This is a genomic window from Tsukamurella tyrosinosolvens (genome assembly GCF_900104775.1).
GTDB lineage: Bacteria > Actinomycetota > Actinomycetes > Mycobacteriales > Mycobacteriaceae > Tsukamurella > Tsukamurella tyrosinosolvens.
Window position 1 is genome coordinate 4,068,463 of the sequence record NZ_FNSA01000003.1, and the last position, 12,098, is coordinate 4,080,560.

The following is a 12,098-nucleotide window of genomic DNA, read 5'->3' on the forward strand; positions in this document are numbered from 1 at the left end:
CGCAGATTACGACACCGCCTTCGCCCAGTAGAGGGTGGTGGGGCCGCCGGGCGGGCTCAGCACGGTCAGCGTCGCCCCGATCGACTCGGCCCGCTCGATCAGCCCCGCCAGCCCGGTACCGCCTGCGGGGTCGGCGCCGCCGGTGCCGTCGTCCATGACGGTCATCGACACTCCGAGCGCGCCCGCGGCGAAGGTGATCCGCACCGTGCTCGCGCCGCCGTGCTTGATCGCATTGGTCACGGCCTCACTGGCGGTGTAGTACATCGCCTGCTCGATCTCGGCGGGCAGGCGCCGACCGGGCGTCCAGCCCTCGCCCGCGCTCACGTCGACCCGGATCGCGCCGCCGAGCTCGGCGCACGCCGCCTCGACCCCGGCATCGTCGAGCACCTGCGGGTGCACGCCGCGGACGGTGTCCCGCAGTCCCGCCATCGCCCGCTCGAGCCGGGCCTGCGCCTCGGACACCTGGCCCCGCAGGGACTCGTCGGCGGTCTCCGGCAGGTTCTGCTGCAGCTCTCCCAGCTGCAGCGACAGGCTCGCGAGATCCTGCTGCGGGCCGTCGTGCAGGTTGCGCTCGATCCGGCGCCGCTCGCCCTCGAAGGAGTGCACCAGTACGCCGCGGGAGGCCTCGAGCGTGGAGACGCGGCGTTGCAATTCCTCCTCGGTGGGCCCGAGGAGCAGCCGCGCGGTGGCGGCCTGCGCCACCGCGACGGCGTAGGTGATGTACAGGCCCGCGGCGCAGATCACCGCGCCGATGGCGCCCCAGACCGCGCGGCTCACGACACCGTCGACCGCCGTGCCCATGACGTTGACCTCGTCGGAGAGGAGCGGGCCGAACAGGAGCCCGCCGCCGATGGTCCAGCCGATCACCGCACCCAGGAACACGATCGGGGTGAGCACCGCGAGCAGCAACGAGTACGCGACCTCGCGCCACGTGGCCCGCTCACCGAGCCGCGCTCCCGCGCGGGCGGACAGGTTCCCGGTGACGGGCGGATGCGGATCGCCGATGGCCGGATCCCCGAGCCAGGTGACCCGCAGGCGCTCCAGCTTCGCCAGCACGAACGACCATGCCGGCGCGAAGGGCAGCAGCACGACCACGACGTAGAGGAAGAAGAGCACCCACCCGACGATCATCGATCCGGCGAAGTAGGCCAGGCCGCGCCACGGCGCGGAGGTGGTGAGGAAGCGCATCGGCTCGCGCAGCGGCGCGGCGAGAGCGCCGCGGACGGGCTCGCGCTGCACCGGGGACGGGGTCATGTAATCGATCATGCCGTAGACGCTAGGGCCGCGGCGCCCGCGAGTCCCTGGCCCCAGCGGGAGAATCCGGGGTGGTGCCAGCACTACCCCGGGCCGCTAGCGTGAACGGCATGCGCATCGCGATCCTCGACGACTTCCAGGACGTCTCCCGCGAGTACGGGGACTTCTCCGGGCTCGACGTCACCGTCTTCACCGAGCCGCTCACCGACGTCGCCGCCCAGCTGGCGGAGTTCGACGGGGTGGTCGCGATGCGCGAGCGCACCCGTTTCCCCGCCGACGTGCTGCGTTCGCTGCCGCGACTGCGACTCCTGGTGTCGACGGGACGCCGCAACGCCGCGATCGATCTCGACGCAGCATCGGAACTCGGGATCACTGTGTGCCACACCGGGTACCGGCCCGCGGCTGCGGCCGAGCACACCTGGGCGCTGATCCTGGCGGCGCTGCGCCACGTCCCCACCGAGGACGCGAACGTCCGGGCCGGGCGGTGGCAGAGCACCGTCGGGGCCGAGCTCGAGGGTGCCGTGCTCGGCCTCGTCGGCCTGGGCAACCTGGGGAAGCGCGTGGCCCGCGTCGCCGCGGCGTTCGGCATGGACGTGATCGCCTGGTCGTCGAACCTCGACGCGGAGCGGGCGGCCGAGGCCGGCGTGACCGCGGTGACGAAGCAGGAGCTCTTCGCGCGGGCCGACGTGGTCACCATCCACTACGTGCTCTCCGAGCGCTCGCGCGGCATCGTCGGCGCCGAGGACATCGCCCGGATGAAGCCGGGAGCGCTGCTCGTCAACACGTCGCGGTCGGGCGTGCTCGACACCCCGGCCGCCGCGGCGGCGGCCCGGCGCGGGGACATCCGGCTCGCGCTCGACGTCTTCGACGTCGAACCGCTGCCCGCCGACGACCCGATCCGGGACCTGCCGAACTCTGTCCTCACGGGCCACGTCGGCTACGTCACCGAGCAGCAGTACCGGCTCTTCTACGCCGACGCGGCCGAGGACGTCCGCGCCTACCTCGCGGGCGCCCCCGTCCGCGTCATGAATCCCTAGACGGTCACCCGGTCCAGGACCAGCGAGCCGCGCGGCGACGCAGAGCCGCCGATCACGGCCGCCCCATCGAGTGCGGCGACGGCACCGTCGAACTTCTCCGGGGTGTCGGTGTGCAGCGTGAACAGCGGCTCCCCTGCGGTGACGGTATCGCCGACGGTCGCGTGCCAGGTGACGCCGGCGCCGGCCTGCACGGGCTCTCCCTGCCGCTCGCGGCCCGCGCCGAGGCGCCAGGCGGCGATGCCGACGCCCATGGCGTCGAGCTCGGTGAGGACGCCGGAGGCGGGCGCGGCGACGGTGCGGGTGTGCTGCGCGACGGGCAGCGGCGCCTCGGGGTCGCCGCCCTGCGCCGCGATCATCGCCTTCCAGCTGTCCATCGCCTTCCCGTTGGCGAGGTGCTCCGCGGGGTCGGCGTCGACGCCCGCGAGGACGAGCATCTCCCGCGCGAGGGCGAGCGTCAGTTCCACCACGTCCGACGGTCCGCCGCCGGCCAGGACCTCGAGCGACTCGGCGACCTCGAGGCCGTTGCCCGCGGTGCGACCGAGCGGGGTGGACATGTCCGTGAGCAGCGCGACGGTGTTCACGCCCGAGTCGTGCCCCAGCGCGACCATGGTCTCGGCGAGCTCGCGCGCCTGCGCCTCGGTCTTCATGAACGCGCCCTTGCCGACCTTGACGTCGAGCACCAGCGAGGCCGTGCCCTCCGCGATCTTCTTGCTCATGATCGAGCTGGCGATGAGCGGGATGGCCTCGACGGTGCTCGTGACGTCGCGCAGGGCGTAGAGCTTCTTATCGGCCGGGGCGAGGCCGGAGCCGGCGGCGCAGATGACGCCGCCGACCTTCTCGAGCTGGTCGAACATCTGCTCGTTGGTCAGGTCGGCACGCCAGCCGGGGATCGCCTCCAGCTTGTCGAGGGTGCCGCCCGTGTGGCCGAGGCCGCGGCCCGAGAGCTGCGGCACGGCCACGCCGTACGACGCGACGAGCGGGGTCAGCGGCAGGGTGATCTTGTCGCCGACGCCGCCGGTGGAGTGCTTGTCGGTCGTCGCGAGGGGGCGGCTGTCGCGGCGCAGCCCCGAGAAGTCCATGCGCTCGCCGCTGGCGATCATGGCCGCGGTCCAGCGCGCGATCTCCCGGCGGTCCATCCCGTTGAGGAAGATCGCCATCGCCAGCGCGGACATCTGGTAGTCGGCGACCTCGCCGGTGGTGAACCTGTCGATCACCCAGTCGATCTGGCCGTCGGTGAGCGCCTTTCCGTCGCGCTTGGCGGCGATGACGGAGACGGCGTCGAACACTTCGGTCATCGGATTACCTCATCCATGTCGTCGGGCCCGAAGGCGTCGGGCAGCAGCCGGCTCAGGGGCACCGGGCCGGCGCGGTGGTCGATCAGGAGCTCGCCGCCGCCGTGTTCGTAGAGCAGCTGCCGGCACCGCCCGCAGGGCAGCAGGACGTCGCCGTTGGCATTGGTGCACGTGAAGGCGAGCAGGCGCCCGCCTCCCGTGGAATGGAGTGCGCCCACGAGGCCGCACTCCGCGCAGAGGGTCAGCCCGTATGAGACATTCTCCACATTGCATCCGGACACGACGCGGCCGTCGTCGGTCACGGCGGCCGCCCCCACGGGGTACTTCGAATAGGGCGCATAGGCGCGCCCCATGGCGTCGACGGCGGTGCGCCGCAATGCCTCCCAGTCGATGTCGGGCACAGCCGATCACTCCCTTCCGGAGGCTTGTTGATTCCGGGTCAATTTCGGTCAGGCATACCTAACTAAATCTGTTCGGCCCCAACACATCGGGACCGTGGTTTCGATTCCACATTCCGGTGGGTTTAAGGTCAAGGCGTGGGTTCAGGTATACGTCGCGATCGACGCCGGCGCGAGGGCTCAGAGTCCTTCCGCCGACCGATGTCCGGCCGTATCCAAGAAACGATGTCGAAGGCAGGACTCGATGAGCAGTAGTACCGAGGTGGCGGCCGCCGAGGAGCCGCGCCGCGTCTCCCTCTACAAGGGCGATCCGGGCATGTTGAACTGGGTGCTGCACCGCATCAGCGGCGTCACCATCTTCTTCTTCCTGTTCGTCCACGTCCTCGACACCGCGGTCATCCGCATCGATCCCGAGGCGTACGACGCGATCATCAAGACGTACAAGACGCCGATCATCGGCCTGCTCGAGATCGGCCTCGTCATGGCCATCCTGTTCCACGCCCTCAACGGCGTCCGCGTGATCCTCGTGGATTTCTGGAGCAAGGGCGTGCAGTACCAGAAGGCGATGTCCATCGCGGTCTGGACCGTCTTCCTCATCACCGGCGCGGGCATGGCAGCGCGTCTCCTCTACATCATGATCTCGCACGCCTAGGGGGACGAAGAGATATGACTACCGCGAACGAACCCAAGCTCGCCAAGACGCTGCTCAAGCAGTACGACCGCCCCGCCTCGCTCGACAACCCGCGCTCGCCGCACCGTCCGGCGTCCGGCAACTTCGAGAAGTACGCCTGGCTGTTCATGCGCTTCTCGGGCATCGCCCTCCTCGTGCTCGTCTTCGGGCACGTCTTCATCATGCTCGCGCTGGACAGCCAGGGCGTGCACCGGATCAGCGCCGCCTTCGTCGCGCAGCGCTGGGCCAGCCCCTTCTGGCAGATCTGGGACATCACGATGCTGTGGCTCGCCCAGCTCCACGGCGGCAACGGCCTCCGCGTGATCATCGACGACTACGCCCGCAAGGACCGCACGCGGTTCTGGCTCAAGACCCTGCTCGTGCTGTCGATGATCCTCGTGGTCGGCCTCGGCTCGTACGCGCTCCTCTCGTTCGAACCGGCCTCCGTGCCCACCGCCCAGTAACGGCCAGGAAGGACTCACCCGCATCATGCAGGAACATCGTTACGACGTGGTGATCATCGGCGCCGGCGGCGCCGGTATGCGCGCGGCCATCGAGGCCGGGCCGCGCGCCCGCACCGCCGTGCTCACCAAGCTCTACCCCACCCGCTCCCACACCGGCGCGGCGCAGGGCGGCATGTGCGCCTCGCTGGCCAACGTCGAGGAGGACAACTGGGAGTGGCACACCTTCGACACGGTCAAGGGCGGCGACTACATCGTCGACCAGGACGCCGCGGAGATCATGGCCAAGGAGGCCATCGACGCGGTGCTCGACCTGGAGAAGATGGGCCTGCCGTTCAACCGCACGCCCGAGGGCAAGATCGACCAGCGCCGCTTCGGCGGACACACCCGCGATCACGGCAAGGCCCCCGTGCGCCGCGCCTGTTACGCCGCGGACCGCACCGGCCACATGATCCTGCAGACGCTGTACCAGAACTGCGTCAAGCACGACGTGGAGTTCTTCAACGAGTTCTACGTCCTCGACATCGCGCTGACGGAGACCGAGAACGGCCCCGTCGCGACGGGCGCCGTCGCCTACGAGCTGGCCACCGGCGAGATCCACGTCTTCCACGCCAAGGCGATCATCTTCGCCACCGGCGGCTCGGGCCGCATGTACAAGACCACCTCCAACGCCCACACCCTCACCGGTGACGGCATGGGCATCGTCTTCCGCAAGGGCCTGCCCCTGGAGGACATGGAGTTCCACCAGTTCCACCCGACGGGCCTCGCGGGCCTGGGCATCCTCATCACCGAGGGCGTCCGCGGCGAGGGCGGCATCCTCCGCAACGTCGACGGCGAGCGCTTCATGGAGCGCTACGCCCCCACCATCAAGGACCTCGCGCCGCGCGACATCGTCGCCCGCTCGATGGTGCTCGAGGTGCTCGAGGGCCGCGGCGCCGGCCCGAACAAGGACTACGTGCTCCTGGATGTCACGCACATCCCGGAGGAGACCCTGATGGCCAAGCTGCCGGACATCATGGAGTTCTCGCGCACCTACCTCGGCGTCGACCCCGTCACCGAGCTGGTGCCCGTGTACCCGACGTGCCACTACGTCATGGGCGGCATCCCCACCAACATCCACGGTGAGGTCCTGCGCGACAACGACACCGTCGTCCCCGGCCTGTACGCCGCCGGCGAGTGCGCCTGCGTGTCCGTGCACGGCGCCAACCGCCTCGGCACCAACTCGCTGCTCGACATCAACGTCTTCGGCCGCCGCTCCGGCATCGCCGCCGCCGAGTACGCCAAGACCCACGACTTCGTGCCGCTCCCCGAGAACCCCTCGGAGATGGTCGAGAACTGGGTCGCCGCGATGCTCAGCGACCACGGCAACGAGAACGTCATGGCGATCCGCACCGAGCTGCAGCAGACGATGGACAACAACGCCGCCGTCTTCCGCACCGAGAAGACCCTCTCGCAGGCCCTCGAGGACGTCCGTGCGCTGAAGAAGCGGTACGAGCACGTCACCGTCACCGACAAGGGCACCCGCTTCAACAGCGACCTGCTCGAGGCCATCGAGCTCGGCTTCCTGCTCGAGCTCGCCGAGGTCACCGTCGTCGGCGCCCTCAACCGCAAGGAGACCCGCGGCGGCCACGCCCGCGAGGACTACCCGAACCGCGACGACGAGAACTACATGGTGCACACCATGGCGTACAAGGAGGGCGAGGGCCTGGAGGCCGGGATCCGTCTCGACACCAAGCCCGTCGTGCAGACCCGCTACGAGCCGATGGAGCGTAAGTACTGATGACCGCCGCAGTTGACACCCCCGCGTCCGTGCAGCCGCCCGTCCCGCCCGGCTCCACGATGGTCACGATCAAGGTCTACCGGTTCAACCCGGAGGATCCGGACGCGGCCGGCTGGCAGAGCTACCGGGTTCCCGCGCTCCCCTCGGACCGCTTCCTGAACCTGCTGCTCTACATCAAGGGCTACCTCGACGGCACCCTGACGTTCCGCCGCTCCTGCGCGCACGGCGTGTGCGGCTCGGACGCCATGCGCATCAACGGCGTCAACCGCCTGGCCTGCAAGATGCTGATGAAGGACTTCCTGCAGGAGGGCAAGGAGATCACCGTCACGGTCGAGCCGATCCGCGGCCTGCCCGTGGAGAAGGACCTCGTCGTCGACATGGAGCCCTTCTTCGACGCCTTCCGCGCCGTGAAGCCCTTCCTGATGACCTCGGGCAACGAGCCGACCCGCGAGCGGATCCAGTCCCCCACGGACCGCGAGCGCTTCGACGACACGACCAAGTGCATCCTCTGCGCCTGCTGCACCACCAGCTGCCCGGTGTACTGGATGGACGGCTCGTACTTCGGCCCCGCGGCCATCGTGAACGCGCACCGCTTCATCTTCGACAGCCGCGACGAGGGTGCCGCCGAGCGGCTCGAGATCCTCAACGGCGTCGACGGCGTGTGGCGCTGCCGCACCACCTTCAACTGCACCGACGCGTGCCCCCGCGGCATCCAGGTGACGAAGGCCATCCAGGAGGTCAAGCGCGCCCTCCTGTTCAGCCGCTAGAACCTTTACTGCAGCCCGGAAACGCCCCGGACCTCACCCGAGGTCCGGGGCGTTTCTCACTCCCGACGACAGGACCGCCGGTGGACCCGAGCCTGATCCGTACCCCGATCGACGGGACACTCCTGCGCGGTCACCTCGACCTCGAACCGACGGCGCGCGGTCTCCTGCCGCACCGCCTCCCCGCCGCGGCCCGCCGCCGGATCCCCGACGCGCGGCTCGCTTCCGCGCAGGCGCAGCCCTCGGGGGTGCACCTCACCTTCCGGACCACCGCCACCGTCATCGAGCTCGAGACACTGCCGACCAAACGCGCGTACGCCGGCCTCCCGCCGCTGCCCGACGGTGTCTACGACCTCGTCGTGGACGGCCGCCTCGTCGCCCGGACGACGGTGCCGGGCGGGAACGTCGACACCATCGTCGACATGGTGACGCAGGAGGCCGAGCTCACCGAGGGGCCTTCCGGTAGAGCACGATTCGAGGAGCTGTCCGCGGGCGAGAAGAACGTCGAGATCTGGCTGCCCCACAACGAGATCACCGAACTGATCGCGCTGCGCACGAACGCCCCGGTGCTACCGCAGCCGCCACGCGATCGCCTCTGGCTGCACCACGGCAGCTCGATCAGCCACGGTTCCAACGCCACTCACCCGACCGGGACCTGGCCCGCGATCGCCGCGGCGGTCGGCTGCGTGGACCTGATCAACCTCGGCTTCGGCGGCAGCGCGCTCCTCGATCCGTTCGTCGCCCGCGCGATCCGCGACACCCCGGCCGACCTGATCAGCCTCAAGCTGGGCATCAACATCGCCAACGCCGACGTGATGCGGCTTCGCACCTTCACCCCCGCCGTGCACGGCTTCCTCGACACGATCCGCGACGGGCATCCGACGACGCCCCTGCTGATCGCCTCGCCCATCCTGTGCCCGATCCAGGAGCACACCCCGGGCCCGGTGATGCCGGTCCCGTCGGCCGACGGCCTGCGTTTCGAGGCGACCGGGGACCCCGCCGAGGTCCGCGCGGGGAAGCTGACCCTGGCGGTCATCCGGGAGGAGCTGGGGCGCATCGTCGCGGACCGGGCCGGTGAGGACCCACACCTGCACCTCCTCGACGGCCGCGCCCTCTACGGCGCGGACGACTACGCCCGCCTACCCCTCCCGGACGAACTCCACCCCGACGGGGCCGCCCACGCCCTGATCGGCACCCGGTTCGGCGAGCTCGCCTTCGGCCCGGGCGGCGCTTTCGCGCCGTAGCGCACCACGCTGACACCACCTTCCACCTGGCAGTTTGCGCATTCTTCGGTCGCCTCTGTTGACGTGACACCACAATGGTGTCATAGTTGACGCCATGGACATCACGCCCTTCGTCAGCGACCTCCAGCGCCAGCTCATCGCCGCCGCCGAACGCGACTTCACCGACGCCGGCGACAACGGCGTCGACGACGCCCGCGCCTCGGCGGAACGTCTCGCGTCCGGGCTCGACGCGACCACCCGCCTCGTCCTCCTCGACGCCCTGTCCGCCGCGACCGGCGAGATCACGCGTGATCTGGTGCCGGGATCCGTCGACCTGCGGCTGCGCGGCCGCGACGTCGAGTTCGTCGTCTCCGCGCCGCGCGCGGAGGCGGAGGAGGACTCCGCGTCCGCTCCCGGCGTCGACTTCGACGACACCAGCACCTCGCGCACCACGCTCCGCCTGCCCGACGCACTCAAGTCCCAGGTCGACGAGGCAGCGGCCGCGGAGGGCGTCTCCGTGAACACCTGGCTCGTACGGGCCGTCGCCGCCGCACTCGCCCCGCGCAAGCGACGAACCGCGCAGCGGGCACTCCGCACCGGTGACGACTTCGCCGGCTGGGCCCGCTGACCGGCAGCACCTTCCGAACCCACCCCCCACCACCACAACCGCACAGCCCGACGAGAACCCCGCACCCCGCGGGGTCGGCCGAGCGCACCCTCCGAAAGGTCCCACCATGCCCACTTTCCCCACCCCCGAGCCCATCGACCTCGCCATCAACCTGCAGGTCGGCGACATCGACGTGATCGCGACCGACCGCACGGACACCGTGGTGACCGTGACCCCGAGCTCCCCGAACAAGGCGGCGGACCGGCGCGGTGCGGACGCGACCCGCGTCGAGTTCGACGGTGGCCGGCTCACCGTCGTCGGCCCCAAGCCCAAGCTCGGCCTCATGAGCTTCATCGGTGCGACCGAATCGGTCGACGTCACCGTCGAGCTGCCCGCGGGCTCCCGGTTCACCGCGGAGAGCGCCGTCGGCAGCGTCCGCACCGAGGGCCGCCTGGCCGCCACCCGCATCAAGGCGACCACCGGCACCGTCGAGCTGGATACGACCGGCGACCTGTGGCTGCGCGCCGGGCACGGGAACGCCACCGCCGGCACCGTGGACGGGACCGCCGAGATCACCGCCGACCACGGCCAGATCCGCATCGACTCGATCGCCCGTGACGCCGTGCTCAAGGCCTCCCACGGCAGCATCCGCATCGGCGAGACGAGCGGCGGCGTCGAGGCGAACCTGTCCTACGGCGATCTCGACATCGACCGCGCCACCTCGTCGGTCAGCGCCAAGACCGCCTACGGCGCCATCACGCTGAACGAGGTCTCGGACGGCGTCATCGACCTCGAGAGCAGCTACGGCAAGCTCACCGTCGGTGTGGCGGAAGGCGTTCCGGCCTGGCTCGACCTCTCCTCCAAGGAGGGCCGCGTCCGCAACCACCTCGACGAGAACCTCCCCGACTCCATCACCGGCGACCACGTCGCCGTCCGCGCCCGGGCCAAGTTCGGCGACATCGACATCCGGCGCGCCCGCTGAGCGCGCTCCCTCACCAGGAGAACATCATGACCATGACCACCACCGCGGCCATCGAGGTCCGCGGCATCGAGAAGTCCTACGGCGACCTGCCCGTGCTGCGCGGCGTCGACTTCGACGTCGTCCCCGGCAGCATCTTCGCCCTGCTCGGCGCGAACGGCGCGGGCAAGACCACGCTGGTCCGCATCCTGTCCACGCTCCTGCGGCCCGACGCCGGCAGCGCAGCGGTGCACGGCTACGACGTGACCTCCGACGCCCAGCAGGTGCGCGAATCCATCAGCCTCACCGGACAGTTCGCCGCGGTCGACGAGATCCTCACGGGGCGCGAGAACCTGGTGCTGGTGGCGCGGTTGCGGCACCAGAGCGACCCGGGCGCCGTCGCCGACGAGCTGCTCCAGCGCTTCCGCCTCACCGACGCGGGCGGCCGGAAGGTCGGCACCTATTCCGGCGGCATGCGGCGCCGCCTCGACATCGCGATGAGCCTGATCGGCGATCCCGCGGTGATCTTCCTCGACGAGCCCACCACCGGCCTGGACCCCGAGGCCCGGATCGACGTCTGGGAGATCGTGCAGGAACTCGCCGGCCGCGGCACGACGGTGCTGTTGACCACGCAGTACCTCGAGGAGGCCGAGCAGCTCGCCGACCGGATCGCGATCCTGCGCGACGGCCGGATCATCGCGAACGGGACCCTCGCCGAGCTCAAGCGGATGCTGCCCGCGGCGAAGGTCGAGTACGTCGAGAAGCAGCCCACGCTCGAGGAGATCTTCCTCGCGCTCACCGGAACCCGCACCGAATCCCCCACCACCTCCGAGGATCGATCATGACCACCTACGCCGCCTCCGACACCGGCGCGCTGCTGGGCCGTTCGCTCAAGCACATCACCCGCAGCGCCGACACCATCATCACCACCGCGATCACGCCGATCGCCATGATGCTCCTGTTCGTCTACGTCTTCGGCGGTGCGATCAAGGGCAGCACCGGCGGCACGAACTACGTGAACTACCTGCTGCCGGGAATCCTGTTGATGGCCATCGCCTCCGGCATCGCCTACACCGCGCTGCGGTTGTTCAACGACATGCAGGGCGGCATCTTCGAGCGCTTCCAGTCGATGCCGATCGCCCGCTCCTCCGTGCTCTGGGCGCACGTGCTGACCTCGATGGTGGCGAACGCGATCACGGTGGTGATCATCATCGGCGTGGGCCTGATCATGGGCTTCCGCTCGTCGGCGGGCCCGCTCGCCTGGCTCGGCGTCGCCGGGATCCTGGCGCTGTTCACGCTGGCGCTCACCTGGATCGCGGTGGCCGTCGGGCTGACGGCGAAGTCCGTGGACGGTGCCACCGGGTTCTCCTACCCGCTGATCTTCCTACCCTTCATCAGTTCCGCGTTCGTGCCCACCGACACCATGCCGGGACCGGTGCGCGCCTTCGCCGAGAACCAGCCGGTGACCTCGATCGTGAACACGATCTCCGCACTGCTGGCCGAGCGCCCCGTCGACACCGCCGATCTCGTCTCCGCCCTCGCCTGGTGCGCCGGGATCCTCGTCGTCGCGTACGGCGGCGCGATGCTCGCCTATCGGCGCCGGATCAGCTGAACCGCAGCGCCGCGCGCCGCCGGCCCCCCTGGGGCCGGCGGT

13 protein-coding genes are annotated in these 12,098 nt (G+C 70.2%); 10 read left to right on the forward strand and 3 right to left on the reverse strand.

Annotated features, from left to right (window positions below; genetic code table 11):
• Positions 1 to 6: 6 nt before the first annotated feature.
• A complete protein-coding gene (locus tag BLW32_RS22115; protein ID WP_068741626.1) occupies positions 7 to 1,266 on the reverse strand; it encodes a sensor histidine kinase in 1,260 nt (419 codons plus the stop codon).
• Between the two features lie 98 nt (positions 1,267 to 1,364).
• Here BLW32_RS22115 and BLW32_RS22120 point away from each other — a divergent pair, with 98 nt between their 5' ends.
• Positions 1,365 to 2,291 carry a D-2-hydroxyacid dehydrogenase family protein gene (locus BLW32_RS22120; protein ID WP_068741676.1) on the forward strand — a complete coding sequence of 309 codons (927 nt, stop codon included), beginning with the start codon at positions 1,365 to 1,367 and terminating at the stop codon, positions 2,289 to 2,291.
• Here BLW32_RS22120 and BLW32_RS22125 read toward each other — a convergent pair.
• Both BLW32_RS22125 and BLW32_RS22130 read right to left on the reverse strand, forming a co-directional pair.
• Positions 2,288 to 3,586, reverse strand: a complete 1,299-nt coding sequence (locus BLW32_RS22125) for a thymidine phosphorylase (RefSeq protein ID WP_068741625.1) — start codon at positions 3,584 to 3,586, stop codon at positions 2,288 to 2,290. The two genes, BLW32_RS22120 and BLW32_RS22125, sit on opposite strands and share 4 nt — an antisense overlap.
• Positions 3,583 to 3,984, reverse strand: coding sequence for a cytidine deaminase (locus BLW32_RS22130; protein ID WP_068522408.1), 402 nt, complete (start codon positions 3,982 to 3,984; stop codon positions 3,583 to 3,585). The genes BLW32_RS22125 and BLW32_RS22130 overlap by 4 nt, the downstream gene beginning before the upstream one ends.
• Before the next feature lie 241 nt (positions 3,985 to 4,225).
• Here BLW32_RS22130 and sdhC point away from each other — a divergent pair, with 241 nt between their 5' ends.
• The 9 genes from sdhC (at position 4,226) to BLW32_RS22175 (ending at position 12,056) form a co-directional block, all read left to right on the forward strand.
• Positions 4,226 to 4,633 carry a succinate dehydrogenase, cytochrome b556 subunit gene (gene sdhC, locus BLW32_RS22135; protein WP_068741624.1) on the forward strand — a complete coding sequence of 136 codons (408 nt, stop codon included), beginning with the start codon at positions 4,226 to 4,228 and terminating at the stop codon, positions 4,631 to 4,633.
• A gap of 14 nt (positions 4,634 to 4,647) precedes the next feature.
• A complete protein-coding gene (locus tag BLW32_RS22140; protein WP_068522412.1) occupies positions 4,648 to 5,115 on the forward strand; it encodes a succinate dehydrogenase hydrophobic membrane anchor subunit in 468 nt (155 codons plus the stop codon).
• A 25-nt stretch (positions 5,116 to 5,140) separates the two neighbouring features.
• Entirely contained in the window at positions 5,141 to 6,892 is a 1,752-nt protein-coding gene (gene sdhA / locus BLW32_RS22145; RefSeq protein ID WP_068522414.1) for a succinate dehydrogenase flavoprotein subunit, read from the forward strand.
• Positions 6,892 to 7,659 carry a succinate dehydrogenase iron-sulfur subunit gene (locus BLW32_RS22150; protein ID WP_068522415.1) on the forward strand — a complete coding sequence of 256 codons (768 nt, stop codon included), beginning with the start codon at positions 6,892 to 6,894 and terminating at the stop codon, positions 7,657 to 7,659. Before sdhA ends, BLW32_RS22150 begins: the two co-directional genes overlap by 1 nt.
• 80 nt (positions 7,660 to 7,739) lie before the next feature.
• The gene (locus BLW32_RS22155) at positions 7,740 to 8,900 is read left to right on the forward strand and encodes an SGNH/GDSL hydrolase family protein (protein ID WP_068741623.1); all 1,161 of its coding nucleotides are present in this window, start codon (positions 7,740 to 7,742) and stop codon (positions 8,898 to 8,900) included.
• A 94-nt stretch (positions 8,901 to 8,994) separates the two neighbouring features.
• Positions 8,995 to 9,507 (forward strand): toxin-antitoxin system HicB family antitoxin, encoded by a 513-nt coding sequence (locus tag BLW32_RS22160; protein WP_068741622.1) that lies wholly within the window; start codon positions 8,995 to 8,997, stop codon positions 9,505 to 9,507.
• A gap of 106 nt (positions 9,508 to 9,613) precedes the next feature.
• The gene (locus tag BLW32_RS22165; protein WP_068522422.1) at positions 9,614 to 10,468 is read left to right on the forward strand and encodes a DUF4097 family beta strand repeat-containing protein; all 855 of its coding nucleotides are present in this window, start codon (positions 9,614 to 9,616) and stop codon (positions 10,466 to 10,468) included.
• A 26-nt stretch (positions 10,469 to 10,494) separates the two neighbouring features.
• Complete coding sequence (locus tag BLW32_RS22170; protein ID WP_102102556.1) at positions 10,495 to 11,289, forward strand: ABC transporter ATP-binding protein; 795 nt, start codon at positions 10,495 to 10,497, stop codon at positions 11,287 to 11,289.
• Entirely contained in the window at positions 11,286 to 12,056 is a 771-nt protein-coding gene (locus BLW32_RS22175; protein ID WP_068522424.1) for an ABC transporter permease, read from the forward strand. Before BLW32_RS22170 ends, BLW32_RS22175 begins: the two co-directional genes overlap by 4 nt.
• Positions 12,057 to 12,098 lie beyond the last annotated feature (42 nt).

Excerpts from the sequence above, each read along its gene's own strand:
- BLW32_RS22115 (WP_068741626.1), bottom strand. The coding sequence starts at position 1,266 with ATGATCGATTACATGACCCCGTCCCCGGTGCAGCGCGAGCCCGTCCGC.
- BLW32_RS22120 (WP_068741676.1), top strand. The coding sequence starts at position 1,365 with ATGCGCATCGCGATCCTCGACGACTTCCAGGACGTCTCCCGCGAGTAC.
- BLW32_RS22125 (WP_068741625.1), bottom strand. The coding sequence starts at position 3,586 with ATGACCGAAGTGTTCGACGCCGTCTCCGTCATCGCCGCCAAGCGCGAC.
- sdhC (WP_068741624.1), top strand. The coding sequence starts at position 4,226 with ATGAGCAGTAGTACCGAGGTGGCGGCCGCCGAGGAGCCGCGCCGCGTC.
- BLW32_RS22140 (WP_068522412.1), top strand. The coding sequence starts at position 4,648 with ATGACTACCGCGAACGAACCCAAGCTCGCCAAGACGCTGCTCAAGCAG.
- sdhA (WP_068522414.1), top strand. The coding sequence starts at position 5,141 with ATGCAGGAACATCGTTACGACGTGGTGATCATCGGCGCCGGCGGCGCC.
- BLW32_RS22150 (WP_068522415.1), top strand. The coding sequence starts at position 6,892 with ATGACCGCCGCAGTTGACACCCCCGCGTCCGTGCAGCCGCCCGTCCCG.
- BLW32_RS22160 (WP_068741622.1), top strand. The coding sequence starts at position 8,995 with ATGGACATCACGCCCTTCGTCAGCGACCTCCAGCGCCAGCTCATCGCC.
- BLW32_RS22165 (WP_068522422.1), top strand. The coding sequence starts at position 9,614 with ATGCCCACTTTCCCCACCCCCGAGCCCATCGACCTCGCCATCAACCTG.
- BLW32_RS22170 (WP_102102556.1), top strand. The coding sequence starts at position 10,495 with ATGACCATGACCACCACCGCGGCCATCGAGGTCCGCGGCATCGAGAAG.
- BLW32_RS22175 (WP_068522424.1), top strand. The coding sequence starts at position 11,286 with ATGACCACCTACGCCGCCTCCGACACCGGCGCGCTGCTGGGCCGTTCG.